26 protein-coding genes are annotated in these 24,902 nt (G+C 72.0%); 21 read left to right on the top strand and 5 right to left on the bottom strand.

What is annotated here, in order from left to right; genetic code table 11:
• Positions 1-4 precede the first annotated feature (4 nt).
• The 8 genes from map (at position 5) to truA (ending at position 5,211) form a co-directional block, all read left to right on the top strand.
• Positions 5-856 carry a type I methionyl aminopeptidase gene (gene map / locus ACF08F_RS11380; protein ID WP_150267009.1) on the top strand — a complete coding sequence of 284 codons (852 nt, stop codon included), beginning with the start codon at positions 5-7 and terminating at the stop codon, positions 854-856.
• A gap of 163 nt (positions 857-1,019) precedes the next feature.
• The gene (gene infA, locus ACF08F_RS11375) at positions 1,020-1,241 is read left to right on the top strand and encodes a translation initiation factor IF-1 (protein ID WP_003956442.1); all 222 of its coding nucleotides are present in this window, start codon (positions 1,020-1,022) and stop codon (positions 1,239-1,241) included.
• A gap of 63 nt (positions 1,242-1,304) precedes the next feature.
• On the top strand, positions 1,305-1,418 hold the full coding sequence (gene rpmJ, locus ACF08F_RS11370; RefSeq protein WP_003956441.1) for a 50S ribosomal protein L36: 114 nt from the start codon (positions 1,305-1,307) through the stop codon (positions 1,416-1,418).
• Positions 1,419-1,623: 205 nt separating this feature from the next.
• Entirely contained in the window at positions 1,624-2,004 is a 381-nt protein-coding gene (gene rpsM, locus ACF08F_RS11365; protein WP_015035595.1) for a 30S ribosomal protein S13, read from the top strand.
• A 66-nt stretch (positions 2,005-2,070) separates the two neighbouring features.
• Positions 2,071-2,475, top strand: a complete 405-nt coding sequence (rpsK, locus tag ACF08F_RS11360; protein WP_003956432.1) for a 30S ribosomal protein S11 — start codon at positions 2,071-2,073, stop codon at positions 2,473-2,475.
• A 140-nt stretch (positions 2,476-2,615) separates the two neighbouring features.
• The gene (locus tag ACF08F_RS11355) at positions 2,616-3,638 is read left to right on the top strand and encodes a DNA-directed RNA polymerase subunit alpha (RefSeq protein ID WP_003966937.1); all 1,023 of its coding nucleotides are present in this window, start codon (positions 2,616-2,618) and stop codon (positions 3,636-3,638) included.
• Positions 3,639-3,802: 164 nt separating this feature from the next.
• A complete protein-coding gene (gene rplQ / locus ACF08F_RS11350) occupies positions 3,803-4,267 on the top strand; it encodes a 50S ribosomal protein L17 (RefSeq protein WP_189511768.1) in 465 nt (154 codons plus the stop codon).
• Between the two features lie 86 nt (positions 4,268-4,353).
• Positions 4,354-5,211, top strand: a complete 858-nt coding sequence (gene truA, locus ACF08F_RS11345; RefSeq protein ID WP_392298285.1) for a tRNA pseudouridine(38-40) synthase TruA — start codon at positions 4,354-4,356, stop codon at positions 5,209-5,211.
• Here truA and ACF08F_RS11340 read toward each other — a convergent pair.
• On the bottom strand, positions 5,182-6,225 hold the full coding sequence (locus ACF08F_RS11340) for a hypothetical protein (RefSeq protein ID WP_392298284.1): 1,044 nt from the start codon (positions 6,223-6,225) through the stop codon (positions 5,182-5,184). The two genes, truA and ACF08F_RS11340, sit on opposite strands and share 30 nt — an antisense overlap.
• A gap of 56 nt (positions 6,226-6,281) precedes the next feature.
• On the opposite strand from ACF08F_RS11340, the gene ACF08F_RS11335 reads away from it, so the two are divergent.
• The 4 genes from ACF08F_RS11335 (at position 6,282) to glmM (ending at position 10,679) form a co-directional block, all read left to right on the top strand.
• Positions 6,282-7,904 carry an ABC-F family ATP-binding cassette domain-containing protein gene (locus ACF08F_RS11335; RefSeq protein WP_392298283.1) on the top strand — a complete coding sequence of 541 codons (1,623 nt, stop codon included), beginning with the start codon at positions 6,282-6,284 and terminating at the stop codon, positions 7,902-7,904.
• Between the two features lie 292 nt (positions 7,905-8,196).
• On the top strand, positions 8,197-8,640 hold the full coding sequence (gene rplM, locus ACF08F_RS11330) for a 50S ribosomal protein L13 (protein ID WP_055641831.1): 444 nt from the start codon (positions 8,197-8,199) through the stop codon (positions 8,638-8,640).
• A 44-nt stretch (positions 8,641-8,684) separates the two neighbouring features.
• Positions 8,685-9,197 carry a 30S ribosomal protein S9 gene (rpsI, locus tag ACF08F_RS11325; protein WP_015035601.1) on the top strand — a complete coding sequence of 171 codons (513 nt, stop codon included), beginning with the start codon at positions 8,685-8,687 and terminating at the stop codon, positions 9,195-9,197.
• Between the two features lie 123 nt (positions 9,198-9,320).
• Complete coding sequence (gene glmM / locus ACF08F_RS11320; protein WP_392298282.1) at positions 9,321-10,679, top strand: phosphoglucosamine mutase; 1,359 nt, start codon at positions 9,321-9,323, stop codon at positions 10,677-10,679.
• Positions 10,680-10,785: 106 nt separating this feature from the next.
• Here the strand turns inward: glmM and ACF08F_RS11315 are convergent, their stop codons facing one another.
• Positions 10,786-11,736, bottom strand: coding sequence for a DUF389 domain-containing protein (locus tag ACF08F_RS11315; protein ID WP_392298281.1), 951 nt, complete (start codon positions 11,734-11,736; stop codon positions 10,786-10,788).
• Positions 11,737-11,754: 18 nt separating this feature from the next.
• Complete coding sequence (gene coaA, locus ACF08F_RS11310) at positions 11,755-12,816, bottom strand: type I pantothenate kinase (RefSeq protein ID WP_392298280.1); 1,062 nt, start codon at positions 12,814-12,816, stop codon at positions 11,755-11,757.
• Between the two features lie 150 nt (positions 12,817-12,966).
• Here coaA and ACF08F_RS11305 point away from each other — a divergent pair, with 150 nt between their 5' ends.
• The 3 genes from ACF08F_RS11305 to ACF08F_RS11295 all read left to right on the top strand — a co-directional run bounded on the left by ACF08F_RS11305 (position 12,967) and on the right by ACF08F_RS11295 (position 16,110).
• Positions 12,967-13,734: a hypothetical protein gene (locus ACF08F_RS11305; protein ID WP_392298279.1), complete on the top strand. Its 768-nt coding sequence runs from the start codon at positions 12,967-12,969 to the stop codon at positions 13,732-13,734.
• Between the two features lie 152 nt (positions 13,735-13,886).
• Complete coding sequence (gene glmS, locus ACF08F_RS11300) at positions 13,887-15,734, top strand: glutamine--fructose-6-phosphate transaminase (isomerizing) (RefSeq protein ID WP_392298278.1); 1,848 nt, start codon at positions 13,887-13,889, stop codon at positions 15,732-15,734.
• Between the two features lie 7 nt (positions 15,735-15,741).
• Positions 15,742-16,110, top strand: a complete 369-nt coding sequence (locus ACF08F_RS11295; protein ID WP_392298277.1) for a holo-ACP synthase — start codon at positions 15,742-15,744, stop codon at positions 16,108-16,110.
• Between the two features lie 198 nt (positions 16,111-16,308).
• On the opposite strand, the gene ACF08F_RS11290 is transcribed toward ACF08F_RS11295, so the two are convergent.
• Both ACF08F_RS11290 and ACF08F_RS11285 read right to left on the bottom strand, forming a co-directional pair.
• Positions 16,309-17,817: a hypothetical protein gene (locus ACF08F_RS11290; RefSeq protein WP_392298276.1), complete on the bottom strand. Its 1,509-nt coding sequence runs from the start codon at positions 17,815-17,817 to the stop codon at positions 16,309-16,311.
• Positions 17,814-18,398 (bottom strand): hypothetical protein, encoded by a 585-nt coding sequence (locus ACF08F_RS11285; protein WP_392298275.1) that lies wholly within the window; start codon positions 18,396-18,398, stop codon positions 17,814-17,816. The genes ACF08F_RS11290 and ACF08F_RS11285 overlap by 4 nt, the downstream gene beginning before the upstream one ends.
• Before the next feature lie 119 nt (positions 18,399-18,517).
• On the opposite strand from ACF08F_RS11285, the gene ACF08F_RS11280 reads away from it, so the two are divergent.
• The 6 genes from ACF08F_RS11280 (at position 18,518) to ACF08F_RS11255 (ending at position 24,812) form a co-directional block, all read left to right on the top strand.
• Positions 18,518-19,984 (top strand): NAD(P)H-hydrate dehydratase, encoded by a 1,467-nt coding sequence (locus ACF08F_RS11280; RefSeq protein WP_392298274.1) that lies wholly within the window; start codon positions 18,518-18,520, stop codon positions 19,982-19,984.
• A gap of 934 nt (positions 19,985-20,918) precedes the next feature.
• On the top strand, positions 20,919-21,569 hold the full coding sequence (locus tag ACF08F_RS11275) for a L,D-transpeptidase family protein (protein WP_392298273.1): 651 nt from the start codon (positions 20,919-20,921) through the stop codon (positions 21,567-21,569).
• Between the two features lie 20 nt (positions 21,570-21,589).
• Positions 21,590-22,738 (top strand): alanine racemase, encoded by a 1,149-nt coding sequence (alr, locus tag ACF08F_RS11270; RefSeq protein WP_392298272.1) that lies wholly within the window; start codon positions 21,590-21,592, stop codon positions 22,736-22,738.
• Positions 22,739-22,757: 19 nt separating this feature from the next.
• On the top strand, positions 22,758-23,969 hold the full coding sequence (locus ACF08F_RS11265) for an alpha/beta fold hydrolase (RefSeq protein ID WP_392298271.1): 1,212 nt from the start codon (positions 22,758-22,760) through the stop codon (positions 23,967-23,969).
• Positions 23,970-23,979: 10 nt separating this feature from the next.
• Positions 23,980-24,480, top strand: a complete 501-nt coding sequence (tsaE, locus tag ACF08F_RS11260; protein ID WP_392298270.1) for a tRNA (adenosine(37)-N6)-threonylcarbamoyltransferase complex ATPase subunit type 1 TsaE — start codon at positions 23,980-23,982, stop codon at positions 24,478-24,480.
• Between the two features lie 140 nt (positions 24,481-24,620).
• Positions 24,621-24,812 carry a hypothetical protein gene (locus ACF08F_RS11255; RefSeq protein WP_392298269.1) on the top strand — a complete coding sequence of 64 codons (192 nt, stop codon included), beginning with the start codon at positions 24,621-24,623 and terminating at the stop codon, positions 24,810-24,812.
• The last annotated feature ends 90 nt before the right edge of the window (positions 24,813-24,902 follow it).

The following is a 24,902-nucleotide window of genomic DNA, read 5'->3' as shown; positions in this document are numbered from 1 at the left end:
CACGATGGTGCAGATCAAGACCCCCGAGCAGATCGCGAAGATGCGCGAGGCGGGGCTGGTCGTCGCCGCCATCCACGCGGCGACCCGTGAGGCGGCCGTGCCGGGCGCCACGACCCGGGACCTGGACGAGGTCTCGCGGAAGGTCATCGCCGAGCACGGGGCGAAGTCGAACTTCCTCGGGTACGGCGGGTTCCCCGCGACGATCTGCACCTCGGTGAACGAGGTCGTCGTCCACGGCATCCCCGACGACAAGACCGTCCTCAAGGACGGCGACATCATCTCCATCGACGCGGGTGCGATCGTGGACGGCTGGCACGGTGACGCGGCCTACACGGCGTTCGTGGGCACCGGGCACGCGCCCGAGCTGGTCGAGCTCTCCCGGGTGACGGAGGAGTCGATGTGGGCCGGCATCGCGGCGATGAAGCTCGGCAACCGGCTCGTCGACATCTCGAAGGCCATCGAGACGTACATCAAGCGGCAGCCGCGCCCCTCGGTCGGCGAGCACAGCCTCGGGCGGTACGGGATCGTCGAGGACTACGGCGGCCACGGCATCGGCACCGAGATGCACATGGACCCGCACCTGCTGAACTACGTCTCCCGCAAGCGCGGCAAGGGCCCGAAGCTGGTCCCCGGCCTCTGCCTCGCGATCGAGCCGATGGTCTCCCTGGGCACCCCGCACACGGAGGTCCTCAAGGACGACTGGACGGTCGTCACGACGGACGGCACCTGGTCGTCCCACTGGGAGCACTCGATCGCCCTCACCGAGGAGGGCCCGCTGGTCCTGACGGCAGTCGACGGCGGCAAGGCGAAGCTGGCGGAACTGGGCGTGACGGCGGCGCCGGACCCGCTGGCGTAGCCCTGGCTCCATCGTTCGAGTAATGATCTTCTACTGTGGGCAAACTTCCCGGATTCGTCTTTTCCAGGGGCCTGACGTAGACTGATGCGTCGGCTCTCGTGTACCCGTGTGTCCGCATACGGCGGCGAGAGTCGATCAAGGTAGCCGATTCGAAAGGCGAAGCGTGGCCAAGAAGCAAGGTGCCATCGAAATCGAGGGCACCGTGATCGAGTCCCTCCCGAACGCCATGTTCAAGGTGGAGCTCCAGAACGGTCACAAGGTCCTCGCGCACATCTCCGGCAAGATGCGGATGCACTACATCCGAATCCTTCCGGACGACCGGGTCGTCGTGGAGCTCTCTCCGTACGACCTGACGCGTGGCCGGATCGTCTACCGGTACAAGTAGATCTTGCCCGCACCCCGCCTCCGCGCGCGGGTGGTGGCACTGACCCGGAGAACCTCACATCCCATGAAGGTCAAGCCGAGCGTCAAGAAGATCTGCGACAAGTGCAAGGTGATCCGCCGTCACGGCCGGGTCATGGTCATCTGCGACAACCTGCGCCACAAGCAGCGCCAGGGCTGACGCACGCCGACCGACCTGCATTTCGCAGTTCTTCGCGCGACGCATAGCAATACGTACATACGCAGAGCCCGTCGGGCCGTGTTCCACGGTTGACGGCACCTCCGGTGGGGGCCGGGGACCCGGACGTACCACTCTTCGAGCAGTCGGGGAGTCGGCGGTCGGGAGCGGTTCTGCAGCAGACCCCCGAGAACACAGGAGCCATTGAATGGCACGCGTTTCCGGTGTTGACATCCCGCGCGAAAAGCGTGTGGTGGTCGCACTCACCTACGTCTTCGGCATCGGGCGCACCCGGTCCGAGGAGATCCTCGCCGCGACCGGCGTGAACCCGTCCACCCGTGTCCGTGACCTTGCCGAGGAAGACCTCGTCAAGATCCGTGAGTACGTGGACGCCAACCTCCAGACCGAGGGTGACCTCCGCCGCGAGATCGCCGCCGACATCCGCCGCAAGGTCGAGATCGGCTGCTACCAGGGTCTGCGCCACCGTCGTGGCCTGCCCGTTCGCGGTCAGCGCACCAGCACGAACGCTCGTACCCGCAAGGGCCCGCGTCGCGCCATCGCCGGCAAGAAGAAGCCGGGCAAGAAGTAGTCCTCAGCGGACGCTTGACCAAGCGGTCTTCGCTGTAGGACCGACCACCTCCCGTAGGAGTTATAGATGCCCCCCAAGGGTCGTCAGGGCGCTGCCAAGAAGGTGCGCCGCAAGGAAAAGAAGAACGTCGCTCACGGCCACGCGCACATCAAGAGCACGTTCAACAACACGATCGTCTCGATCACGGACCCCTCGGGCAACGTGATCTCCTGGGCCTCCGCCGGCCACGTCGGCTTCAAGGGCTCGCGCAAGTCCACCCCGTTCGCCGCGCAGATGGCCGCCGAGTCGGCCGCTCGCCGCGCGCAGGAGCACGGCATGCGCAAGGTCGACGTCTTCGTCAAGGGTCCGGGCTCCGGCCGCGAGACCGCGATCCGCTCCCTCCAGGCCACGGGCCTCGAGGTCGGTTCGATCCAGGACGTCACCCCCACGCCGCACAACGGCTGCCGTCCCCCCAAGCGCCGCCGCGTCTGACGCACGGCTGCTTGACCCAGGACTTCGGGCGGTACGGCTCTTCGGACCGTGCCGCCCGTACCCTTGCAGTAGCAGTACCGCAGTAGCTACATCCGTCGGGCGTCAAATAGTGGGCGTCCACGACTGAAGGACACAGAGACATGCTGATCGCTCAGCGTCCGTCGCTGACCGAAGAGGTCGTCGACGAGTTCCGCTCCCGGTTCGTGATCGAGCCGCTGGAGCCGGGCTTCGGCTACACCCTCGGCAACTCCCTCCGCCGTACCCTCCTCTCCTCGATCCCGGGTGCCGCTGTCACCAGCATCCGCATCGACGGTGTCCTGCACGAGTTCACCACCGTGCCGGGCGTCAAGGAGGACGTCACCGACCTCATCCTGAACATCAAGCAGCTGGTCGTCTCCTCGGAGCACGACGAGCCGGTCGTGATGTACCTGCGCAAGCAGGGCCCGGGTCTGGTCACCGCCGCCGACATCGCGCCCCCGGCCGGTGTCGAGGTGCACAACCCCGACCTCGTCCTCGCCACGCTCAACGGCAAGGGCAAGCTGGAGATGGAGCTGACCGTCGAGCGCGGTCGCGGCTACGTCTCCGCCGTGCAGAACAAGCAGGTGGGCCAGGAGATCGGTCGCATTCCGGTCGACTCCATCTACTCGCCGGTGCTCAAGGTCACGTACAAGGTCGAGGCGACCCGTGTCGAGCAGCGCACCGACTTCGACAAGCTGATCGTCGACGTCGAGACCAAGCAGGCCATGCGCCCGCGTGACGCCATGGCGTCCGCCGGCAAGACCCTGGTCGAGCTGTTCGGTCTGGCGCGCGAGCTCAACATCGACGCCGAGGGCATCGACATGGGCCCGTCCCCCACGGACGCCGCCCTCGCCGCCGACCTCGCGCTGCCGATCGAGGAGCTCGAGCTCACCGTTCGTTCGTACAACTGCCTCAAGCGTGAGGGCATCCACTCCGTGGGTGAGCTCGTGGCGCGCTCCGAGGCCGACCTGCTCGACATCCGCAACTTCGGTGCGAAGTCGATCGACGAGGTCAAGGCGAAGCTGGCCGGTATGGGCCTCGCGCTGAAGGACTCGCCGCCCGGGTTCGACCCGACCGCCGCCGCCGACGCCTTCGGCGCCGACGACGACGCGGACGCCGGTTTCGTCGAGACCGAGCAGTACTAAGAGCTCGGGCCTCACGGTCCAGATTTGGCTGCGGACCGGCTTCGGCCGGTCGCGCAGTTCCCCGCGCCCCTGATGGGGGCGCGGGGTCTTCGACGGGCGACCGCCCGCTCGGATACTGACTCCGGTACCTGATACGGCCGGGGCAGAACGCAAGGAGAAACACCATGCCGCGTCCCGCGAAGGGTGCCCGCCTCGGCGGTTCCGCCGCGCACGAGAAGCTGCTCCTCGCCAACCTGGCGAAGTCGCTCTTCGAGCACGGCCGCATCACGACGACCGAGGCCAAGGCCCGTCGCCTGCGCCCCGTCGCCGAGCGCCTGATCTCCAAGGCGAAGAAGGGCGACATCCACAACCGTCGCCTGGTGCTGCAGACGATCACCGACAAGGGCATCGTCCACACCCTCTTCACCGAGATCGCCCCGCGCTACTCGGAGCGTCCGGGTGGTTACACCCGTATCACCAAGATCGGCAACCGTCGTGGCGACAACGCCCCGATGGCCGTGATCGAGCTGGTCGAGGGCGAGATCGCCAAGAAGGCGACCGTCGCCGAGGCCGAGGCCGCCACCGTGCGCGCCGTCAAGGAGGCCGACGCGGCCGCCGAGGCTCCGGCCGAGGAGTCGAAGGACGCGTAAGCGTTCCGATCGACTGTTCTCGTGTGCGGGCCCGTACCCCTTGGGGGTGCGGGCCCGTTCCCGTGTGTTTGAGAGGATGATTCCGCGTGAGCGATGACGTGCAGGACGGGTTCGTACGGGTACGCCTTGACCTTTCGTACGACGGCAGGGACTTCTCCGGCTGGGCCAAGCAGCCCCAGGGCCGGCGCACCGTGCAGGGCGAGATCGAGGCCGCTCTGCGGACCGTGACGCGGTCCACGGAGACGTACGAGCTGACCGTCGCCGGCCGGACCGACTCCGGCGTCCACGCGCGCGGCCAGGTCGCCCACGTCGACCTGCCCGTCGAGCTGTGGGAGGAGCACCGGGACAAGCTGCTCAGGCGGCTCGCCGGGCGGCTCTCGCACGACGTGCGGGTGTGGAAGGTGGCGGAGGCCCCCAGCGGCTTCAACGCCCGGTTCTCGGCGATCTGGCGCCGCTACGCCTACCGCGTCACCGACAACCCCGGGGGCGTCGACCCGCTCCTGCGCGGGCACGTCCTGTGGCACGACTGGGCCCTCGACATGGACGCCATGAACGAGGCGGCGACGGCGCTCGTCGGCGAGCACGACTTCGCCGCGTACTGCAAGAAGCGCGAGGGCGCCACGACCATCCGCACCCTTCAGGTGCTGCGGTGGGAGCGGCGGGACGACGGCGTCCTGGAAGCGACCGTGAAGGCGGACGCCTTCTGCCACAACATGGTCCGCTCGCTCGTCGGCGCGATGCTCTTCGTCGGCGACGGCCACCGGCCGGTCGACTGGCCCGGCAAGGTGCTCGCCGCCGGCGTGCGGGACTCGGCCGTGCACGTCGTACGGCCGCACGGCCTCACCCTCGAAGAGGTCGGCTACCCGGAGGACGCGCTGCTCGCCGCCCGCAGCAAGGAGGCGCGCAACAAGCGGTCACTCCCCGGGAGCGTTGGCTGCTGCTGAGGCCTGCGCCCGGCCGCGGGCGTAGATCTGGTTGAAGGCGAAGGTGCCGAGGTCGTCGCTGGCCTGGAAGATCGGCTTGTCGGCCTTGGTGACCTTCTTGCCGTCGGCGAAGCCCGCCTGGGTGAAGTAGGCGTAGCGGCCGATCGCGTTCGAGCGGCGCAGGCAGACCGTGGCGTGGCAGAAGTCACGCACGCCGGCGCCCGCCAGCGGTGCGATGCCGCCGGTGGCCTGGGCCTTCGCCTTCAGGGCCGCGGCCTCCGAGGGGAAGACGGCCACGCCGACGGTGATCGCCACGCCGTCCTTCACATAGGTGGCGCGCAGCACCTTCTGGCAGCCGTTCTTCTTGAGGACGGTGCCGAGGCCGCCCTGCGTGACGGCCGCGCAGTTCGCCGTCGCGGACGTCGCGCCCTTCTTGTACGGGCGGCCGTTCATGCTCATCTTCTTGCCCGGGAAGAGGCCCTCCGCGGAGATCGGGGCCTTGTCCTTCTTCGGGTCCGAGATGTAGTCCTTCGGGTTCGGCGGGGGCGGGGGCGCCACCGAGGAGAAGGTCGGATCGGGCGTGGGGGAGCCGGTCGGGGTGACCGAGGCGGTGGGGATCCCGCCGTTCTTCGCCTCGTTTCCGGTCTTGTTCGTGCTGACGATCGCGGTGGCGACGATCGCGCCGACGGCGATCGTGGCCAGGGCCCCGCCACCGATCAGCAGCCACCGCTTGCGGCGGCTGCGGCTCTCGGAGGCGTCGGCGAGGGCGCCCCAGTCCGGGGTGCCGCCGCCCTGCGCGCCGGGGAAGGGGTCCGGCTGCTGCGGTGCGGGGGCGGGCTGCCCGCCGTACGCCTGCCCGTCACCGTAGGGCTGCGTGCCGCCGTACGGCTGCTGTCCGTACTCGGGCCGGCCGCCGTAGCCGGGCTGTCCGCCGAATCCGGGCTGCTGCCCGAAGCCCGGCTGCTGTCCCTGGCCCTGCTGTCCCTGCCCCTGCTGCTGCGGCTCCTGTGGCCACTGCGGTCCCCCAAAGCTCATGCCGCGCATCCTAAACCGCTTGGGGGAAGGGGACGCGTGCGGTGACAATGCACCTCATGGGACATGTCGAGGCCGCACATCTTGAGTACTACCTTCCGGACGGGAGGGTCCTGCTCGGGGACGCCTCCTTCCGGGTCGGGGAGGGCGCGGTCGTCGCCCTCGTCGGGGCCAACGGCGCCGGCAAGACCACACTCCTCCGGCTGATCGCCGGGGAGCTCCAGCCGCACGGCGGCTCCGTCACCGTCAGCGGCGGCCTGGGCGTCATGCCGCAGTTCGTCGGCTCCGTGCGGGACGCGTCCACCGTCCGTGACCTGCTGGTCTCGGTGGCGCAGCCGCGGATCCGGGACGCCGCGAAGGCGGTCGACGAGGCCGAGCACCTGATCATGACGGTCGACGACGAGGCCGCGCAGATGAGGTACGCGCAGGCCCTCAGCGACTGGGCCGAGGTGCAGGGGTACGAGGCCGAGACCCTCTGGGACATCTGCACCGTGGCGGCGCTGGGCGTCCCGTACGAGAAGGCGCAGTTCCGGGAGGTGCGGACGCTCTCCGGCGGCGAGCAGAAGCGGCTGGTCCTGGAGTACCTGCTGCGCGGCCCCGACGAGGTGCTGCTCCTCGACGAGCCGGACAACTACCTCGACGTGCCGGGCAAGCGGTGGCTGGAGGAGCGGCTGCGGGAGACCCGTAAGACCGTGCTCTTCATCTCCCACGACCGGGAGCTGCTCTCCCGGGGCGCGCAGAAGATCGTCGCGGTGGAGCCCGGCCCGGCCGGTTCGGACGTGTGGGTGCACGGCGGCGGCTTCGACACCTTCCACGAGGCGCGGCGCGAGCGGTTCGCGCGCTTCGAGGAGCTGAAGCGGCGCTGGGAGGAGAAGCACGCCCAGCTGAAGAAGCTCGTGCTCAACCTGCGGCAGGCGGCGTCGGTCAGCCACGACATGGCCTCGCGGTACGCCGCCGCCCAGACCCGGCTGCGGAAGTTCGAGGAGGCGGGCCCGCCGCCGGAGCCGCCGCGCGAGCAGGAGATCCGGATGCGGCTGCGCGGCGGGCGCACCGGGGTGCGGGCCGTGACCGTCGAGAACCTCGAGCTGACCGGTCTGATGAAGCCGTTCTCGCTGGAGATCTTCTACGGGGAGCGGGTCGCGGTCCTCGGCTCGAACGGCTCCGGGAAGTCGCACTTCCTGCGGCTGCTCGCGGGGGACCCGACGGTCGCCCACACGGGTGACTGGAAGCTGGGCGCGCGAGTCGTGCCCGGGCACTTCGCGCAGACCCACGCGCACCCGGAGCTGACCGGGCGGCCGCTCGTCGACATCCTGTGGACCGAGCACGCCAAGGACCGGGGCGCGGCGATGTCGATGCTGCGGCGGTACGAGCTGGAGCGCCAGGGCGACCAGCCCTTCGACAAGCTGTCGGGCGGGCAGCAGGCCCGTTTCCAGATCCTGCTCCTGGAGCTGGCGGGGACGACGGCGCTGCTCCTGGACGAGCCGACGGACAACCTGGACCTGGAGTCGGCGGAGGCACTGCAGGACGGCCTGGAGTCGTACGACGGGACCGTCCTGGCCGTCACCCACGACCGCTGGTTCGCGAAGAGCTTCGACCGCTTCCTGGTCTTCGGCTCCGACGGCGTCGTCCGGGAGACGCCGGAGCCGGTGTGGGACGAGCGGCGGGTCGAGCGGGCGCGGTGACCTCGGGCGGTCGGCGGTCGGCGGTCGTTGATCGTCGGCCGGTGGTCCGTGGTCCGTGGTCCGTGGTCGGTGGGGGCGGTGCGTTTTGACCCGTCCGGGGTGGCGCGGGTACTGTTGCGGTTTGTTATGCGTATTGGCTTCGTCGTTGTTACACGAAGGGCCCTTACGCAGGTTCCCTGGAGCAGTTACCAGTGGCTCGCATACGGGCGGTGTCCCGGCAGTGCAGGCCCCAGCTGCATGATCGCTTCAGGTGTGTCTGGACTCCATCCACTGAAGAAGCGAAGGCTACGAAGTGCGTACGTACAGCCCCAAGCCCGGCGATGTCACTCGCCAGTGGCACATCATCGACGCGCAGGACATCGTCCTGGGCCGTCTGGCGACCACGGCTGCGAACCTCCTGCGAGGCAAGCACAAGCCCGTGTACGCGCCCCACATGGACATGGGCGACTTCGTCATCATCATCAACGCTGACAAGGTCCACCTGTCCGGCAACAAGAAGACCCAGAAGCTGGCGTACCGCCACTCCGGCTTCCCGGGTGGTCTGCGCTCCGTCCGTTACGACGAGCTGCTGGACAAGAACCCCGAGAAGGCCGTCGAGAAGGCCATCAAGGGCATGATCCCCAAGAACACCCTGGGCCGCCAGATGCTCTCGAAGCTGAAGGTCTACGCGGGCGAGAACCACCCGCACGCTGCGCAGCAGCCGGTCCCGTTCGAGATCACCCAGGTCGCGCAGTAGTTCCGGCCACACCCCCTAAGAACGAAAGAAATCTGAGGAGCATCGTGGCCGAGACCACCCCCGAGACCCCCGTCGACGAGTTCGAGGGCGTCGAGGAGTACACCACCGAGACCGAGCTCGTCGAGGGTGAGTACACCTCCGAGTCGCTCGCGTCCCGCTTCGGCGACCCGCAGCCGGCCGCCGGCCTGGGCCGTCGCAAGAACGCCATCGCCCGCGTCCGGATCGTTCCGGGCACCGGCAAGTGGAAGATCAACGGTCGCACCCTTGAGGACTACTTCCCCAACAAGGTGCACCAGCAGGAAGTCAACGAGCCCTTCAAGGTGCTCGAGCTCGACAACCGCTACGACGTCATCGCCCGCATCGCGGGTGGCGGTGTCTCCGGCCAGGCCGGCGCCCTGCGCCTCGGTGTGGCCCGTGCGCTGAACGAGGCGGACGTCGAGAACAACCGCCCGGCGCTGAAGAAGGCCGGCTTCCTCTCCCGCGACGACCGTGCGGTCGAGCGCAAGAAGGCCGGTCTCAAGAAGGCCCGTAAGGCCCCGCAGTACAGCAAGCGTTAATCACGCCTGCTCGGACTGTTGCGTACGCCCCGGCGGCACTGCCCGTGCCGTCGGGGCGTACGTTTTTTCATAACCCTTTTTCTTCTTTCGTCGGCTTGGGCACGTATTTCTCGGAGGACAGCTGTGGGACGACTCTTCGGCACGGACGGCGTACGCGGTGTCGCCAACGCGGACCTGACGGCGGAGCTCGCGCTCGGCCTCTCGGTCGCGGCGGCGCACGTGCTGGCCGAGGCGGGCACCTTCGAGGGCCACCGGCCGACCGCCGTGGTCGGACGGGACCCGCGCGCGTCGGGAGAGTTCCTGGAGGCGGCCGTCGTGGCGGGTCTCGCCAGCGCCGGTGTCGACGTCCTGCGCGTCGGCGTCCTCCCCACCCCCGCCGTGGCCCACCTCACCGGCGTCCTCGGCGCCGACCTCGGCGTGATGCTCTCCGCCAGCCACAACGCGATGCCCGACAACGGCATCAAGTTCTTCGCCCGAGGCGGCCACAAGCTCGCCGACGAGCTCGAGGACAAGATCGAGGCCGTGTACGAGGAGCACCGCACCGGCGCTCCCTGGGCGCGCCCGACCGGTGCCGGCGTCGGCCGGGTCCGCGACTACGAAGAGGGCTTCGAGACGTACGTCTCCCACCTCCTCGCCGTCCTCCCCAACCGTCTCGACGGCCTCAAGGTCGTCCTCGACGAGGCCCACGGCGCCGCCGCCCACGTCTCGCCCGAGGCCTTCACCCGGGCCGGCGCCCAGGTCGTCACCATCGGCGCCGAGCCGGACGGCCTCAACATCAACGACGGCTGCGGCTCCACCCACCTGGGGCTGCTCCGCGCCGCCGTGGTCGAGCACGGCGCCGACCTCGGCATCGCGCACGACGGCGACGCCGACCGCTGCCTCGCCGTGGACGCCGCGGGCAACGAGGTCGACGGCGACCAGATCCTCGCCGTGCTCTCCCTCGCCATGCGCGAGGCCGGGACGCTGCGCGGCGACACCGTCGTCGCGACCGTCATGTCCAACCTGGGCTTCAAGCTCGCCATGGAGCGCGAGGGCCTGAACCTCGTCCAGACCGCGGTCGGCGACCGCTACGTCCTGGAGTCCATGAAGGAGAACGGCTACGCGCTCGGCGGCGAGCAGTCCGGGCACGTCATCGTGCTCGACCACGCCACCACCGGCGACGGCACCCTCACCGGCCTGATGCTGGCCGCCCGCGTCGCCGCCACCGGCAAGTCCCTGGCGGACCTCGCCGGTGTGATGGAGCGCCTGCCGCAGATCCTCATCAACGTCAAGGACGTCGACAAGTCGCGGGTGGACACCTCCGGCGAGCTCGCCGCGGCCGTCACCGAGGCCGAGCGCGAGCTGGGCTCCACCGGCCGCGTCCTGCTGCGCCCCTCCGGCACCGAGCCGCTCGTCCGCGTCATGGTCGAGGCCGCCGACATCGAGCAGGCCCGCGCGGTCGCGCAGCGTCTCGCCGACGTCGTGAAGTCCGCGCTCGGCTAAGCTTTCTGAGGCACCGTCATGCAGAAGCCCGAGGGCCCGCCGCACCGATTCCGGTGCGGCGGGCCCTCGGGCGTGCGGGGGCCCGCCTCACCCCTGCCGAACAGGGTCAGCCCCGTCGGAGCCGGCGCTTGAGGCGTCCGCGCTGGGTCCGCCACAGTCGCTTCTGGAGGGACAGGGTCGCCGTACCCGCCAGCATGATCCCCAGCAGGTTGAGCAGCAGCTGGCCCGTCGACCCCCACATCTGGGCGAACTCGCCGTAGCTCAGTGCCACCGCCGCGTTCGCCGCCGCCGGGACCGTCGTCACCGAGATCGCCACCCCCACCAGGGCACCCGACTTGGACGAGGTCAGCGAGAGGGTGCCGGCCGCGCCCGCCAGCAGGGCCACCACGAACGAGAACGGGTCCGGCTGCCAGATGAAGCTGGTCTGCGGACGCTCCCCGTCCAGCATCGAGTCGGTGAACAGGCCCAGCCCGTCCATGAGCAGGCTGAACAGGGTCGTCGCCAGCATCGCCGTCAGGAAACCGATGAGCAGCGCCGTCAGCGAGCGGGCCGCGAGCCGCGGCGCCCGCTGCACGATCGCGGTGCACACCCCGGCGAGCGGGCCGAACTCCGGGCCGACCGCCATGGCGCCCACGATCAGGATCGCGTTGTCCAGGACGACACCGCAGGCCGCGATCATCGTCGCGAGGCCCATGAAGGAGAGGTAGGTGAAGGAGAGCGTCGACTCCTCGTGGGTCGCCTCCGCCAGCTGCTCCCAGATCACGGCGTCCGCGCCCTCGCCGGGAGCCTCGTCCTCGGCCGTGTCCGCCCGCGTGGACAGCGACAGGTCGACGTTCTCCACCGCGATCGACCCGTCCTGATCGATCCTCATGTCGCGCAGTCCGTGCAGCAGTTCGTCCGCCGACTCACGGGCCGCGTCGCACAGGACCAGGTCGCCGACGGGGTCCCTGGCCACGCCCGGCAGTACCACGAGGTGCGTGGTGCCGACCGTCGACCGGATCAGCTCGACGGCGGCCGTGGTGCGGTCCGACGGGACGATCATCCGCAGATGCAGCATGCCCCGAGCTTACGGAGGTCAGAGCTTGCGGAGGCTCAGCTTCTGCACCTTGTGGTCCGGGCCCTTGCGGACCACGAGCGTCGCGCGGCCGCGCGTCGGGGCCACGTTCTCCAGCAGGTTCACCTTGTTGATGGTCCGCCACATGGTGCGGGCGTAGTCGAGGGCCTCCTCCTCGGAGACCCGGGTGTACCGCTGGAAGTACGAGTCGGGGTCCTGGAACGCGGTGTCGCGGAGCTTGCGGAAGCGGTTGAGGTACCAGCGCTCGATGTCCTCCGGCCGCGCGTCCACGTACACCGAGAAGTCGAAGTAGTCGGCGAGGCCGACGCGGGTCCGGCCGTCCTTGCCGGGCAGGGCCGGCTGGAGGACGTTCAGCCCCTCCACGATGAGGATGTCGGGGCGGCGGACGACGAGCCGCTCGCCGGGCACGCGGTCGTAGATCAGGTGCGAGTAGACCGGGGCCGTGACCTCCTCCTTGCCCGCCTTGATGTCCGCGACGAACCGGGTGAGCGCCCGGCGGTCGTACGACTCGGGGAAGCCCTTGCGGGCCATGAGGCCGCGCGCCTTCAGCTCCTCCATCGGGTAGAGGAAGGCGTCCGTGGTCACCAGCTCCACGCGCGGGTGCTCCGGCCAGCGGGCCAGGAGGGCCTGGAGGAGCCGGGAGACCGTCGACTTGCCGACGGCGACCGAACCGGCGACCCCTATGACGAAGGGCGTGCCGCGCTGCTCCGCGCTCTCGCCGAGGAAGGTGTTGAGGGCGCCGCGGAGGCCGCTGGTGGCCTGCACGTAGAGGTTGAGCAGCCGGGAGAGCGGGAGGTAGACGTCCCGTACCTCGTCGAGGTCGATCACGTCCCCCAGGCCGCGGAGCCGCTCGACCTCGTCGGCGGTGAGGGGGAGCGGCGTCTTGTCGCGGAGGTCGCTCCACTCCGCCCGGGTGAAGTCGACGTACGGGGTCGCCTCGGACGGGCGGCGGCTGCCGGCTCCGTTCCGGGGGGTCCCCGGGGCGGGGTCCGGCCCGGGAACGTCTCCGGCGCTGTCCCCGGGGGCGTCTCCGTCGGTGCTTCGTGGCGGCGAAGTGATCACCCCGCCATTGTCCTGGGTCGCGGGGCTCCGTGGGCCGTGGGGTCGGTCACGCCATAAAAAGACCTTGTCCGGCCACCGGCGGAGGGTGATCATGCTCGTGCCGCCCGTCAGGAGGTGGAGAACGCGAAGAGAAGCAGAAGGACACCACACATGCGTACGTCCATGAGAACCGCCGCCGTCGCCGTCAGCGCGGTCTCCCTCGCGCTGCTCGTCACCGCCTGCGGTGGCGGGGAGAAGAGCGGCGACCAGGGCAAGGACTCCGGCAAGGACGCCACTCCCGGCGCCTCGGCCACGAGCGCGCCCGCGGCCGACGCGCTGTCCGCCGCCGAGCTGGAGAAGCTGATCGTCGAGCAGGCCGACCTGCCCGGCCACCAGGTGCAGAAGGCCAAGGCCGGGGAGATCCCCCTGTCCGCCGCGGTCTCCACCGACAAGCCGGCCTGCAAGCCGCTCGCCGACGTCATGTCGTACGTCGCCCCCGGAAAGCCGGGCGCCACCGCGACCCGCAAGGCCATCGAGGTGCCGAAGACCGAGGGCGCGACGGCCTCGCCGGAGGACGCCCTGGGCGCGCTGGCGGCGCCCGTGACGGGCGTGACCCTCGGCTCGTACGACGGCCAGGGCGCCCAGGAGGCCTTCGCCTCGCTGAAGACGGCCGGCACCGACTGCGCGGGCGGCTTCACCCTCATCGGCGGCGGCGAGAAGACGAAGATCTCCGAGGTCGCGCCGGAGACGGTGACCGCGGGCGAGGAGGCGCTCGCCTGGACGGTCACCACCGACCTGGACGGGAAGCCGTTCGTCACCAAGGTGGTCGTCTTCCGCCAGGGCGGCACCCTGGCCTCCTTCTCCACGCTCAGCTTCGGCGGCACGGTCAAGGCCCTGCCGAAGGCCATCGTCGACGCGCAGGCGGCGAAGCTCGGCTGATCCCGGTCCCCGGTCCCCGGGGCCCGGGGCCCGGTGCCCGGGGCCTGTGGCCTGCCGGGCCGGCGGGCCCCGGGTCCGGCGGCTGCCGACGCGCAGCCGCCGAACCCGGTCGACTCCTCCCTTCCCGGCACGTTCCGCCCTAGGCTTCCGACATGTGCGGAATCGTGGGATACGCCGGCGGGCAGTCGGCACTTGATGTGGTGGTCGCGGGCCTGAAGCGGCTCGAATACCGGGGCTACGACTCGGCCGGTGTCGCGGTGCTCTCCGACGGGGGACTCGCCGCGGCCAAGAAGGCGGGCAAGCTCGTCAACCTGGAGAAGGAGCTCGTGGACCGGCCGCTGGCCGGCGGCTCCGTCGGCATCGGACACACCCGCTGGGCCACCCACGGCGGGCCGACCGACGTCAACGCCCACCCCCATCTCGACAACGCCGGGCGCGTCGCCGTCGTCCACAACGGCATCATCGAGAACTTCGCCGTCCTCAGGGAGGAGCTGGCCGACCGCGGGCACGACCTCGCCTCCGAGACCGACACCGAGGTCGTCGCCCACCTCCTCGCCGAGGAGTTCTCCTCCGCCGGGGACCTCGCCGAGGCCATGCGGCTCGTCTGCCGCCGACTCGACGGGGCCTTCACCCTGGTCGCCGTCCACGCCGACCAGCCCGACGTCGTCGTCGGCGCCCGCCGGAACTCCCCGCTCGTCGTCGGCGTCGGCGAGGGCGAGAACTTCCTCGCCTCCGACGTCTCCGCCTTCATCGCCCACACCCGCTCGGCGATCGAACTCGGCCAGGACCAGGTCGTCGAGCTCACCAGGGACGGCGTCACCGTCACCGACTTCGACGGCGCCCCCGCCGACGTACGGGCCTACCACGTCGACTGGGACGCCTCCGCCGCCGAGAAGGGCGGCTACGCCTCCTTCATGCTCAAGGAGATCGCCGAGCAGCCCAAGGCCGTCGCCGACACCCTCCTCGGGCGGATCGACGGCTCCGGCCGGCTCACCCTCGACGAGGTGCGCATCCCCGACGCCGTGCTCCGCGAGGCCGACAAGGTCGTCATCATCGCCTGCGGCACCGCCTTCCACGCCGGGCTCATCGCCAAGTACGCCATCGAGCACTGGACCCGCATCCCCTGCGAGGTCGAGCTCGCCAGCGAGTTCCGCTACCGGGACCCGATCCTCGGCCAGAAGACCCTGGTGATCGCGATCTCGCAGTCCGGCGAGACCATGGACACGCTGATGGCCCTGCGGCACGCCCGTGAGCAGGGTGCCAAGGTGCTCGCCGTCTGCAACACGAACGGGTCGACGATCCCGCGCGAGTCCGACGCCGTGCTGTACACCCATGCCGGACCCGAGGTCGCCGTCGCCTCGACGAAGGCCTTCCTGACGCAGCTGGTCGCCTGTTACCTGCTGGCGCTGTATCTCGGTCAGGTGCGCGGCACCAAGTGGGGCGACGAGATCCACGCCGTCGTCCGCGAGCTCGCGCGGATCGGCGACGAGGTCGAGCGGGTCCTGGAGACGATGGAGCCCGTCCGGGCCCTCGCCCGCTCCCTCGCCGACAAGGACACCGTCCTCTTCCTCGGCCGGCACGTCGGCTACCCGGTGGCCCTGGAGGGCGCGCTGAAACTCAAGGAGCTCGCGTACATGCACGCCGAGGGCTTCGCCGCCGGAGAGCTCAAGCACGGGCCGATCGCGCTCATCGAGGAGGACCTGCCGGTCGTCGTCGTGGTGCCCTCGCCCAAGGCACGCTCCGTCCTCCACGACAAGATCGTCTCCAACATCCAGGAGATCCGGGCGCGCGGTGCGCGGACCATCGTGATCGCCGAGGAGGGCGACGAGGCGGTCGTCCCGTACGCCGACCACCTCATCCGGATCCCGGCGACGCCTACGCTGCTCCAGCCGCTGGTCTCCACGGTGCCGCTCCAGGTCTTCGCCTGCGAGCTCGCCACCGCGCGGGGCAACGAGGTCGACCAGCCGCGCAACCTGGCCAAGTCCGTGACCGTGGAGTGAGTGGGAAATGATCATTGGGGTGGGGATCGACGTGGCGGAGATCGACCGCTTCGCCGCGTCGATCGAGCGCACACCGGGGCTGCTCAAGCGTCTCTTCGTCGAGCGGGAGCTGCTGCTCCCGAGCGGCGAGCGGCGCGGGGTGGCCTCGCTCGCGGTGCGGTTCGCCGCGAAGGAGGCGCTCGCGAAGGCGCTCGGCGCGCCGGGCGGCCTGCTCTGGACGGACGCCGAGGTGTACGTCGAGGAGACCGGTCAGCCGCGGCTGCGGGTACGCGGGACGGTGGCGGCGCGGGCGGCGGATCTGGGCGTCAAGCACTGGCACGTCTCGCTGAGCCATGACGCGGGGGTGGCCTCGGCGGTGGTGATCGCGGAGGGGTGAGCAGCGCGCCCTTGCGGCGCCCGTACGGACCAGGGGCCCGGCCGCCGGTGGGCGGTCGGGCCCCTGGCCGTGTGCGCACGGCTGCCAGGGCCGGCGGCGGGTCGCGTGCGGTGCGCGTCCAGGGGGCGCCCTGAGGGTGTCCGGAAAGTAGCGTCGTCTGCCCGCAGGGCGGGCCAGGCGGGAGTTTACGGACACCCCCTAGGTCGCCCGCGCGGCCCGAGCCGCCCGGCGGCGGGTCAGGACCAGGGCCGCTCCGCCGAGGGCGGTGAGCGCCGCGGCGGTGAGGGCGACGGGGAGGGCACGGCCGCCGGTGGCGGCGAGACCGCCGGTGGGGGCGAGACCGCCGGTGGGGGCGGGGTGGTTGGGGGTGCGGGGGTCGGTGCCGCCGGCTGTGGTGGTGCCTGTGGTGCCTGTGGTGCCTGTGGTTCCGGTGGCTTCCGTGGTTCCTGTTGTTCCTGTGGTGCCCCCGCCTTGGGTGGTCTCCTCCGTGACGGCTTCCGGGGCGGTCGAGTCCGTCGGGGTCGGGTCGGTGGGCGGGGCGCTCGGCGTCGGGTCGGTGGGTGCCGTGGGTGTCGAGGTCGGTGTGGGGGGTTCCGTCGGGTCCTGGGTGGGGGGATCGGTCGGTCCGGTCGTCGGTTCCGTGGCCGTCGCCGTGGGGGTCGGGTCCGTCGGGTCCGGGGGAGTGGGGGCGGTCGGGGTCGGGTCCGGCGGGGTCTTCCGTACCGTCTGGGTCACCGCCCCGCCCGCCACCGTGTAGAGCGTGTGGTCCGTCGGGTCCAGGGCCAGTGCCGCCGGGCGTTCGCCCGTCGTGATCGTCTCCGTCACCTCGCCCTTCGCCGGGTCGACGACCGCCACGGACGAGGCGCCGGTCCGTGCCGCGTAGAGGGTCGAGGTCCCGGGGTCGTACGCGAGGGCCTTCGGGTTGCCGTCGACGGCGAGGGTGCCGGTGACCTTCTGCTCCCGCAGGTCGACGACCGAGACCGTGCCGGCGGCGAGGTTGGCCACGTACCCCGTACGGCCCACCGGGTCGACCGTCACCCCCATGCTGCCGAGGGCCGTGGAGCCCAGGCTGACCGCACCCGTGAGGCGGCCGGTGGTGCCGTCGACGGTGTTGAGGACGTTGCGGTAGACCACGGAGCCGTTCTCGACGGCGCCGCCGACGTAGGTCGCGTACCCCGCGTGGTGGGTGGTGTCGACGGCGAGGCCGGCCGGGTGGAAGGGCAGGACGACGGGCTCGCCGACGGGCGCGCCGGTGGCCGTGTCGTACACCGTCACCGACTTGGCGGCCTGGTTGCCGACGTACAGCCGTCCCTGTCCCGGGTCGGCGGCGAGCTGCGTGACGCTGCCGTCGGTCGTGATGCGGTGGTCGGTGAGGGTGCCGCTCGTGGTGTCGTAGGCGGCGATCCGGGTGGAGAGGCCGAGGTAGAGCGTGCCGGAGGCGCCGAGGGCCAGCACCGTGGCCGGGGCCGGGAGGACGACGGGCTCGCCGACGGGTTCGCCGGTGGCGGTGGACCAGACCGTGAGGCGGTGGGCCGTGCCGTCGCTGCTGCTCACGTAGAGGCGGTCGGCGGCCGGGTCGACCTCGGCGTCGAGGGCGCTGCCGGAGGGCGGGGTGAGCGTGCGGAGGTTCTCGTGGAGCGGTGCCGGCGTCGCCGCCGTGCTCGTGAGCGCGAGCACGGCGGCGGCCGTCAGGAGAGGTGTTCTCACTGGAAGGTCACCGGGACGTACACGTCGTACTTCCGGTCGGAGCTGTCGAAGTGGTCCGCGCGAGTGACGATTGCGCAGGTCACGCCGGACTTGCCGCAGGTGACGGTGGAGGAGAGCTGCGCCTTGACGTGGATCTGGACGGAGAAGGAGCCGAGGCCGCCGGACTCCGTGAACGGGGAGGAGTTGGAGGGGGACATCCAGTACCAGTCGCTGTTCACCCAGTGGGAGGCGCCGGTCGTGCCGGTCTTGTCCTGGCCGCCGAGGCAGGGGGTGGGCTTGTTGTTCCAGGTGGCCGGGTCGGAGGTGTTCACCCCCGCCGGTATCGCGCAGAGGCCCACGTAGACGCCCTGGTCGGGGTTGTAGCCGGAGCCGGTGACGGTGACGTTGGCGCCCGTCGCGGGGGCGGTGTTCGGGGCGGTGAGGGAGAGGTTGTAGGTGCGGGTGCCGTCCGTGACCGTGCGGTTCGCGGTGGCGGCGGAGGCGGCGGAGGCGAGGCCGACGGTGAGCGCGGCGGCGGAGGCGAGGGTGAGGGCGGTACGGGCGAGGGTGCGGGTGCCGCGGGTGCGGGGGCTGGTGCGCATGGCGAAGCTGCCTTTCCAGGCGGTGGCTAGTTAGGTAAGGCAAACCTAAGTTGATCGATGAGGGGGCGTCAACCCTCGTCCCCGGGCAGCGGCTTGGGGACTGCGGCAGACTGCTGACCATGCGTACCGCTCATCGTGTGGAGACCGTCCGGGCCGCCGAGGCCGCACTCCAGGCCCGCCTGCCGGAAGGCGCCCTCATGCAGCGCGCCGCCGCCGGACTCGCCGCCGCCTGCGCCGGGTTGCTGCCACGGGTGTACGGGGCGAGGGTCGTGCTGCTCGTCGGCAGCGGCGACAACGGCGGTGACGCGCTGTACGCGGGCGCCCGGCTCGCCCGCCGGGGCGCCGGGGTCACGGCCGTACCGCTCGGGACCCGGGCCCACGAGGGCGGGCTCGCGGCGCTCCGGGCGGCCGGCGGGCGGACCACCGACGACCCCTTCGAGGCGCTCGCCGCCGCCGACCTCGTCCTCGACGGCATCACCGGCATCGGCGGGCAGGGCGGGCTCCGGCCCGACGCCGTCCCCGTCGCCCGGGCCGCGCGCGGCTCGAACGCCGTCGTCGTCGCCGTCGACCTGCCCAGCGGCGTCGACGCCGACACGGGCGAGGTGTCGGGGGAGGCGCTCCGGGCCGATGTCACGGTGACCTTCGGGGCGTACAAGCCGGGGCTGCTCGTCGACCCGGCGCGGGAGTACGCGGGCGCGCTGCGGTTCGTCGGCATCGGCCTCGACCCGTACCTCCCCGGGGTCCCGGAGCTGGAGGCCCTCCAGCACGAGGACGTCGCACGGCTGCTGCCCGTGCCGGGGGCCGAGAGCGACAAGTACCGGCGCGGGGTCCTCGGCGTCGTCGCCGGATCCGCCCGCTACCCGGGCGCGGCGGTCCTCGCGGTGTCCGGGGCGCTGCGGGGCGGGGCGGGCGCCGTGCGGTACGTCGGGCCCGCCGGGGACGCGGTGCTCGCGCGGCACCCCGAGACCCTCGTGCACTCCGGGCGCCCCGAGAAGGCCGGGCGCGTCCAGGCCTGGGTCGTCGGACCCGGGCTCGGCGACGGGCCCGGGCCCGGCGTCGCCGTCGCGGAGGTCCTCGCCTCCGACGTGCCGGTCCTCGTCGACGCCGACGGCCTCCGCGGCCTCGACCCGGCGGCCGTACGGGCCCGCCGCCCCGCCCCGACCCTGCTCACCCCGCACGCGGGGGAGGCGGCGGCGCTGCTGGGCGTCTCCCGCGAGGAGGTGGAGGCCGGGCGGCTCGCGGCGGTACGGGAGCTGGCGGGGCGCTTCGGGGCGACGGTGCTGCTCAAGGGGTCGACGACGCTGGTGTGCGGGCCGGAGGGCGGGCCCGTACGGGTCAATCCGACCGGTACGCCGTGGCTCGCGACGGCCGGCAGCGGGGACGTCCTCTCGGGCCTGGCGGGCTCCCTCCTCGCGGCGGGGCTCCCCGCGGTGGAAGCGGCCTCGGCCGCCGCGTACCTGCACGGCCTGGCGGCACGGCGGGCGGCGGCGGGGCGGGGCGGCGTCGGTGCCGGTCCGGTGACGGCGGCCGAGGTGGCGGAGTCCCTGCGGGGGGCCTGGCAGGACGTGGTGGCGCCGGCGCGGTAGGCCGGGCGGCGGATCTCCCCCACCCCGCCCCTTCCCGAAACCCTGCCGGGGGCTGGTGGAGCGACCGGTCTCCCGGGGGCTTCCGCCCCCCGGGCCCCGGGTCCTGCGGACCCCGGCTCCCCGGCTCCTGCACCGCACCGGCACCGCGGCCCGTGCGCGGGGACGAGCCGCCTCCGGGGCTCCGCCCCGGCCTCCGAGCGCCGTCGCGCCCGCTCCGCGGCGCGTCTCCGGGGGCTCCGGCCCGGCGGGCCCCCGGCCCCGCCCGAGGCGGAGCCCCGGCCTCCGGCAGGCCTCCGCGCCCGCTTCGCGGCGCGCCGGCCTCCGGCAGGCCTCCGCGCCCGCTTCGCGGCGCGTCTCCTGGGCACTCCCCGCCCCCCGTGTCCGCCCCGCGGCGCGTCTCCGGGGGCTTCCGCCCCAGCCCCCAGCCCCCAGCGCCCGCTCCGCGGCGCCCCGGCGGCCTCCACTCGGGCGAACCCGTTGGTCCGCCCGTGGGACCCGGCGCGCTGGGAACGCTCGGCGCGGATTGGGTGGGTGGGTGATCACTTGCCGAAGAAGCCGTACCGCGCCGTTGCTGCTCGGCCTTGCCGCCGTCCTGGCCTTCGGACCGACGGCGGCCCTCGCCGATGCGCCCGAGCCCGTCGCGGCAGGGACCGTTCCGTCCGCCGCCGGCCCGCCCGGGTCCGCTGCCAGCCTGCCGGGGTCCGCCGTCGGCCTGCCCGGGTCCGCTGCCGGCCCGCCGGGGTCCGCTGCCGGCCTGCCGGGGTCCGCTGCCGAAACGACCGGGTCCGGCCCGGCCCCGGCGGGTGCCGAGGTGTCGCCTGCCGGGGCCGACGACCCCCTCGTGCCCGGGGTCGTCGGGGGTGGGCGGGCCGAGTATCCGATGGACACGCCCGATCAGGTGCTGCCTCCTCTGCGGTCCGAGGGGGGCGTTCCCGTGCCCGAGCCGGAGGGGGACGTCGACGAGTTGGTCGAGTACCTGCCGCGCAGCGTCGTCGGGGCCGCCTGCACCGCCACCACCGGGAGCCATCAGCGGCTGGTCGAGCGGCTGCTGAAGCTGACCGTGGACGGGTGGCAGTCGGCAGCCGACTGCCGGGCGATCAAGGCGTTCCAGGTGCGGGAGAAGATCAAGCCCGCCAACGGGTACGCCGGGCCCGTCACCTGGGCCCGGGCCGAGCTGCTCGCCGCGCGGAAGAGCCTCGACCCGGGGCGGCGCTGCCCCGTCAAGAAGTACGCCGTCGCCTGCGTCGACCTCGACCGGCAGCTGATGTGGGTGCGGAAGGACAAGAAGGTCACCTTCCCGGTGGTCAACATCAGGAGCGGACGCCCCGGGTACGCGACCCGGACCGGCTGGCACTCCGTCTACTGGCGCCACAAGGACCACTGGTCCTCCATCTACAACACCCCGATGCCCTTCTCCCAGTTCTTCAGCGGCGGCCAGGCCTTCCACGCCGTCTACGGGCAGATCGCCACGCCCACCGGCAGCCGGGGCTGCGTCAATCTGAGCCACGCCAACGCCCGGAAACTCTGGGACGTCCTCCGCAAGGGTGACCGGGTCTACATCTGGGGTAAGCGGCCCGGTCGCTGACACCTGAGAGACTGGGCGCGATGACTGAGACACCTCCGCCCCGCAGAGCCCGCGCCGAGATCGACCTCGGCGCGCTGCGTGCGAACGTCCGCACGCTGCGCGCCCGCGTCGACCCCCACGTCCGGATCATGGCCGTGGTCAAGGCCGACGCGTACGGGCACGGCGCCGTGCGCTGTGCCCGCGCCGCCCTCGACGCGGGCGCGGACTGGCTCGGTACGGCCACCCCGCACGAGGCGCTCGCCCTGCGCGCCGCCGGGATCACCGGCGTCCCCGTCATGTGCTGGCTCTGGACCCCGGGCGACCCCTGGGACCAGGGCATCGAGGCCGGTCTCGACATGTCCGTGAGCGGGATGTGGGCGCTGGAGGAGGTCGTCGCCGCCGCGAAGGCCGTCGGGAGGACCGCCCGGATCCAGCTCAAGGCCGACACCGGGCTCGGGCGCAACGGCTGTCAGCCCGCCGACTGGCCCGAGCTGGTCGGGGCCGCCCTCAAGGCGGAGGCCGACGGTCTCGTGAAGGTGACCGGGCTCTGGTCGCACCTCGCGTGCGCCGACGAGCCCCACCACCCCTCCATCGCCGCGCAGCTCGACGTCTTCCGGTCGATGCTCGCCCACGCGGAGGAGGCGGGCGTCCGGCCCGAGGTCCGGCACATCGCGAACTCGCCGGCCACCCTCACCCTCCCCGAGGCCCATTTCGACCTGGTCAGGACCGGCATCGCCCTCTACGGCATCTCGCCCAGCCCCGAGCTCGGCACCTCCGCCGAGCTGGGCCTGCGGCCCGTCATGTCGCTGAAGGCGAGCGTCGCCCTGGTCAAGCACGTCCCCGCCGGGCACGGCGTGAGCTACGGCCACCACTACGTCACCGGCGAGGAGACCACGCTCGGTCTTGTGCCCCTCGGGTACGCCGACGGCGTCCCCCGGCACGCCTCGGGCCGCGGCCGCGTCCTCGTCGACGGCACCGTCCGGACGGTCGCCGGGCGCGTCGCCATGGACCAGTTCGTCGTCGACCTCGGCGGGGACACGCCCGAGCCGGGCACCGAGGCGGTGCTCTTCGGCCCAGGCGACCGGGGCGAGCCGACCGCCGAGGACTGGGCGGTGGCCGCCGACACCATCGCGTACGAGATCGTCACCCGGATCGGGGCGCGCGTCCCGCGCGTCTATCTGGGCGAGTAACCGAACGAGGGGGCACGGCGTGGGCGAGTCCAGCGGCACCAACAACTGGCGGCGGGCCGGCTTCGCCGGGGCCGCGATAGGCGTTCTCGCCGCCGGCGCGGCCGCCGGGGTCGCCGTCGAGCGGCTCACCGTCGGCCGCTCCGTCCGGCAGAAGGCGCGGCTCGCCCTGGACGCCACGGGGCCCTACGGCAGCCTCCGCGGCACCTCGGGCCGCGCGCTCGCCGACGACTCGACCGTTCTGTACTACGAGGTCGACGAGGTGGAGGAGGTGGACGGCGTGGGCGTCGGCGCCCCGGCCGGCTCCGACGGGCGGCTGCGGCGGCTCTTCGGGCGCAAGCGGCCCGCGCCCTTCACCGTCGTCTTCAGCCACGGCTACTGCCTCAACCAGGACTCCTGGCACTTCCAGCGCGCCGCGCTCCGCGGTCTCGTCCGTACCGTCCACTGGGACCAGCGCAGCCACGGCCGCTCCGGCCACGGCGTCGCCCAGTCCGGGCCCGACGCGGTGCCCGTCTCCATCGACCGCCTCGGCCGCGACCTCAAGGCCGTCCTCGACGTCGCCGCGCCCGAGGGCCCGCTCGTGCTGGTCGGGCACTCGATGGGCGGCATGACGATGATGGCGCTGGCCGATCAGTACCCGGAGTTCGTCCGCGACCGGGTGGTGGGCGCCGCCTTCGTCGGCACCTCCACCGGGAAGCTCGGCGAGGTGTCGTACGGGCTGCCGCTCGCCGGCGTCAACGCCGTCCGGCGGGTCCTGCCGGGTGTGCTCCGGGCGCTCGGCTCGCAGGCGGAGCTGGTCGAGCGGGGGCGACGGGCGACCGCCGACCTGTTCGCCGGGCTGATCAAGAAGTACTCGTTCTCCTCGAAGGACGTGGACCCGGCGGTGGCCCGCTTCGCGGAGCGGATGATCGAGGCGACCCCGATCGACGTGGTCGCGGAGTTCTACCCGGCCTTCGCCGAGCACGACAAGGCCGCCGCCCTCGCCGTCTTCGCGGACATGCCGGTGCTCGCGCTCGCCGGGGACAACGACCTCGTCACCCCCAGTTCGCACACCGAGGCCATCGCCGGTCTCCTCCCGGACGCGGAGCTGGTCATCGTCCCGGACGGCGGCCACCTGGTCATGCTGGAACACCCCGAGGCCGTCACCGACCGCCTCGCCGACCTGCTCGTCCGCGCGGGCGCCGTTCTCGGGCAGGGGCCCGCGACGGTGAGGAGCGACGCCCGCAAGAGTTAGGTTGGCGGGTATGGAAGCAGCGCACCCGCCCGTCTCCGGCGCCACCCTCGCCATCGACTCCCCCGAGCAGATGGGGGACCTCGGCCGCCGGCTCGCGAAAATCCTTCGGCCCGGCGACCTCGTCATGCTCACCGGCGAGCTCGGCGCCGGGAAGACCACCCTGACCCGCGGCCTCGGCGAGGGCCTCGGCGTGCGGGGCGCCGTCACCTCCCCGACCTTCGTCATCGCCCGCGTCCACCCGTCCCTGGTCGGCGGTCCCGCCCTGGTGCACGTCGACGCGTACCGCCTCGGCGGCGGTCTCGACGAGATGGAGGACCTCGACCTGGACGTCTCGCTGCCCGAGTCCGTGGTGGTCGTGGAGTGGGGTGACGGGAAGGTCGAGGAGTTGACCGACGACCGGCTGCACGTCCTCATCCACCGCGTCACCGGCGACACCGACGACGACCGGCGCACGGTCGTGCTGCGCGGGATCGGCTCGCGCTGGGCCGGAGAGGACCTCGACCTCGGCTGAACGCGTGACGCGGGGCGGCGCGTACGTCTGATCGTAGGAGCTTCCGACAACGTGTCGGGAAGATATTGCGTGGGTCGTACGTGCCGTGGTCACATGGATGCACGAGCTGGTTAGGTGTACCTAACCTACGGGAGGCATGCATGGCCACGCCACAGCGCGCGGGAGCAGGAGCCGAAGCGGGACCCGGCCGGGACCACGTCTCGATGGGGGAGCTGCTGGCGTCCTGCGCCGCCGCGCGCGCCCTGTCCACCCCGCCGCGCCGTCCCGGCACAAAGGAGCAGGGCCCCGACGAAGCCGTCGAGGCCCTCCTGCGACGGGACGCCGCGGCCTAGGTGTATTGACCTGCAGGGTTGTTGACTCGGGTGATGGGTGGGTGTCCGTCGAGTGCGGTGTGGCAGCGGTGGTGGTTGTAGGTGTGGAGG

The sequence above is a fragment of the Streptomyces sp. NPDC015130 genome (genome assembly GCF_043080005.1).
GTDB lineage: Bacteria > Actinomycetota > Actinomycetes > Streptomycetales > Streptomycetaceae > Streptomyces.
Note: the sequence above shows the minus strand (reverse complement) of the source record. Positions and strands in the feature narration are given on the sequence as shown.

What these genes read in the sequence shown, in the direction of transcription:
- map (WP_150267009.1), top strand. Translation starts at nt 5, where the DNA reads ATGGTGCAGATCAAGACCCCCGAGCAGATCGCGAAGATGCGCGAGGCG.
- rpmJ (WP_003956441.1), top strand. Translation starts at nt 1,305, where the DNA reads ATGAAGGTCAAGCCGAGCGTCAAGAAGATCTGCGACAAGTGCAAGGTG.
- rpsM (WP_015035595.1), top strand. Translation starts at nt 1,624, where the DNA reads ATGGCACGCGTTTCCGGTGTTGACATCCCGCGCGAAAAGCGTGTGGTG.
- rpsK (WP_003956432.1), top strand. Translation starts at nt 2,071, where the DNA reads ATGCCCCCCAAGGGTCGTCAGGGCGCTGCCAAGAAGGTGCGCCGCAAG.
- ACF08F_RS11355 (WP_003966937.1), top strand. Translation starts at nt 2,616, where the DNA reads ATGCTGATCGCTCAGCGTCCGTCGCTGACCGAAGAGGTCGTCGACGAG.
- rplQ (WP_189511768.1), top strand. Translation starts at nt 3,803, where the DNA reads ATGCCGCGTCCCGCGAAGGGTGCCCGCCTCGGCGGTTCCGCCGCGCAC.
- ACF08F_RS11340 (WP_392298284.1), bottom strand. Translation starts at nt 6,225, where the DNA reads ATGAGCTTTGGGGGACCGCAGTGGCCACAGGAGCCGCAGCAGCAGGGG.
- ACF08F_RS11335 (WP_392298283.1), top strand. Translation starts at nt 6,282, where the DNA reads ATGGGACATGTCGAGGCCGCACATCTTGAGTACTACCTTCCGGACGGG.
- ACF08F_RS11315 (WP_392298281.1), bottom strand. Translation starts at nt 11,736, where the DNA reads ATGCTGCATCTGCGGATGATCGTCCCGTCGGACCGCACCACGGCCGCC.
- ACF08F_RS11305 (WP_392298279.1), top strand. Translation starts at nt 12,967, where the DNA reads ATGCGTACGTCCATGAGAACCGCCGCCGTCGCCGTCAGCGCGGTCTCC.
- glmS (WP_392298278.1), top strand. Translation starts at nt 13,887, where the DNA reads ATGTGCGGAATCGTGGGATACGCCGGCGGGCAGTCGGCACTTGATGTG.
- ACF08F_RS11295 (WP_392298277.1), top strand. Translation starts at nt 15,742, where the DNA reads ATGATCATTGGGGTGGGGATCGACGTGGCGGAGATCGACCGCTTCGCC.
- ACF08F_RS11285 (WP_392298275.1), bottom strand. Translation starts at nt 18,398, where the DNA reads ATGCGCACCAGCCCCCGCACCCGCGGCACCCGCACCCTCGCCCGTACC.
- ACF08F_RS11280 (WP_392298274.1), top strand. Translation starts at nt 18,518, where the DNA reads ATGCGTACCGCTCATCGTGTGGAGACCGTCCGGGCCGCCGAGGCCGCA.
- alr (WP_392298272.1), top strand. Translation starts at nt 21,590, where the DNA reads ATGACTGAGACACCTCCGCCCCGCAGAGCCCGCGCCGAGATCGACCTC.
- tsaE (WP_392298270.1), top strand. Translation starts at nt 23,980, where the DNA reads ATGGAAGCAGCGCACCCGCCCGTCTCCGGCGCCACCCTCGCCATCGAC.
- ACF08F_RS11255 (WP_392298269.1), top strand. Translation starts at nt 24,621, where the DNA reads ATGGCCACGCCACAGCGCGCGGGAGCAGGAGCCGAAGCGGGACCCGGC.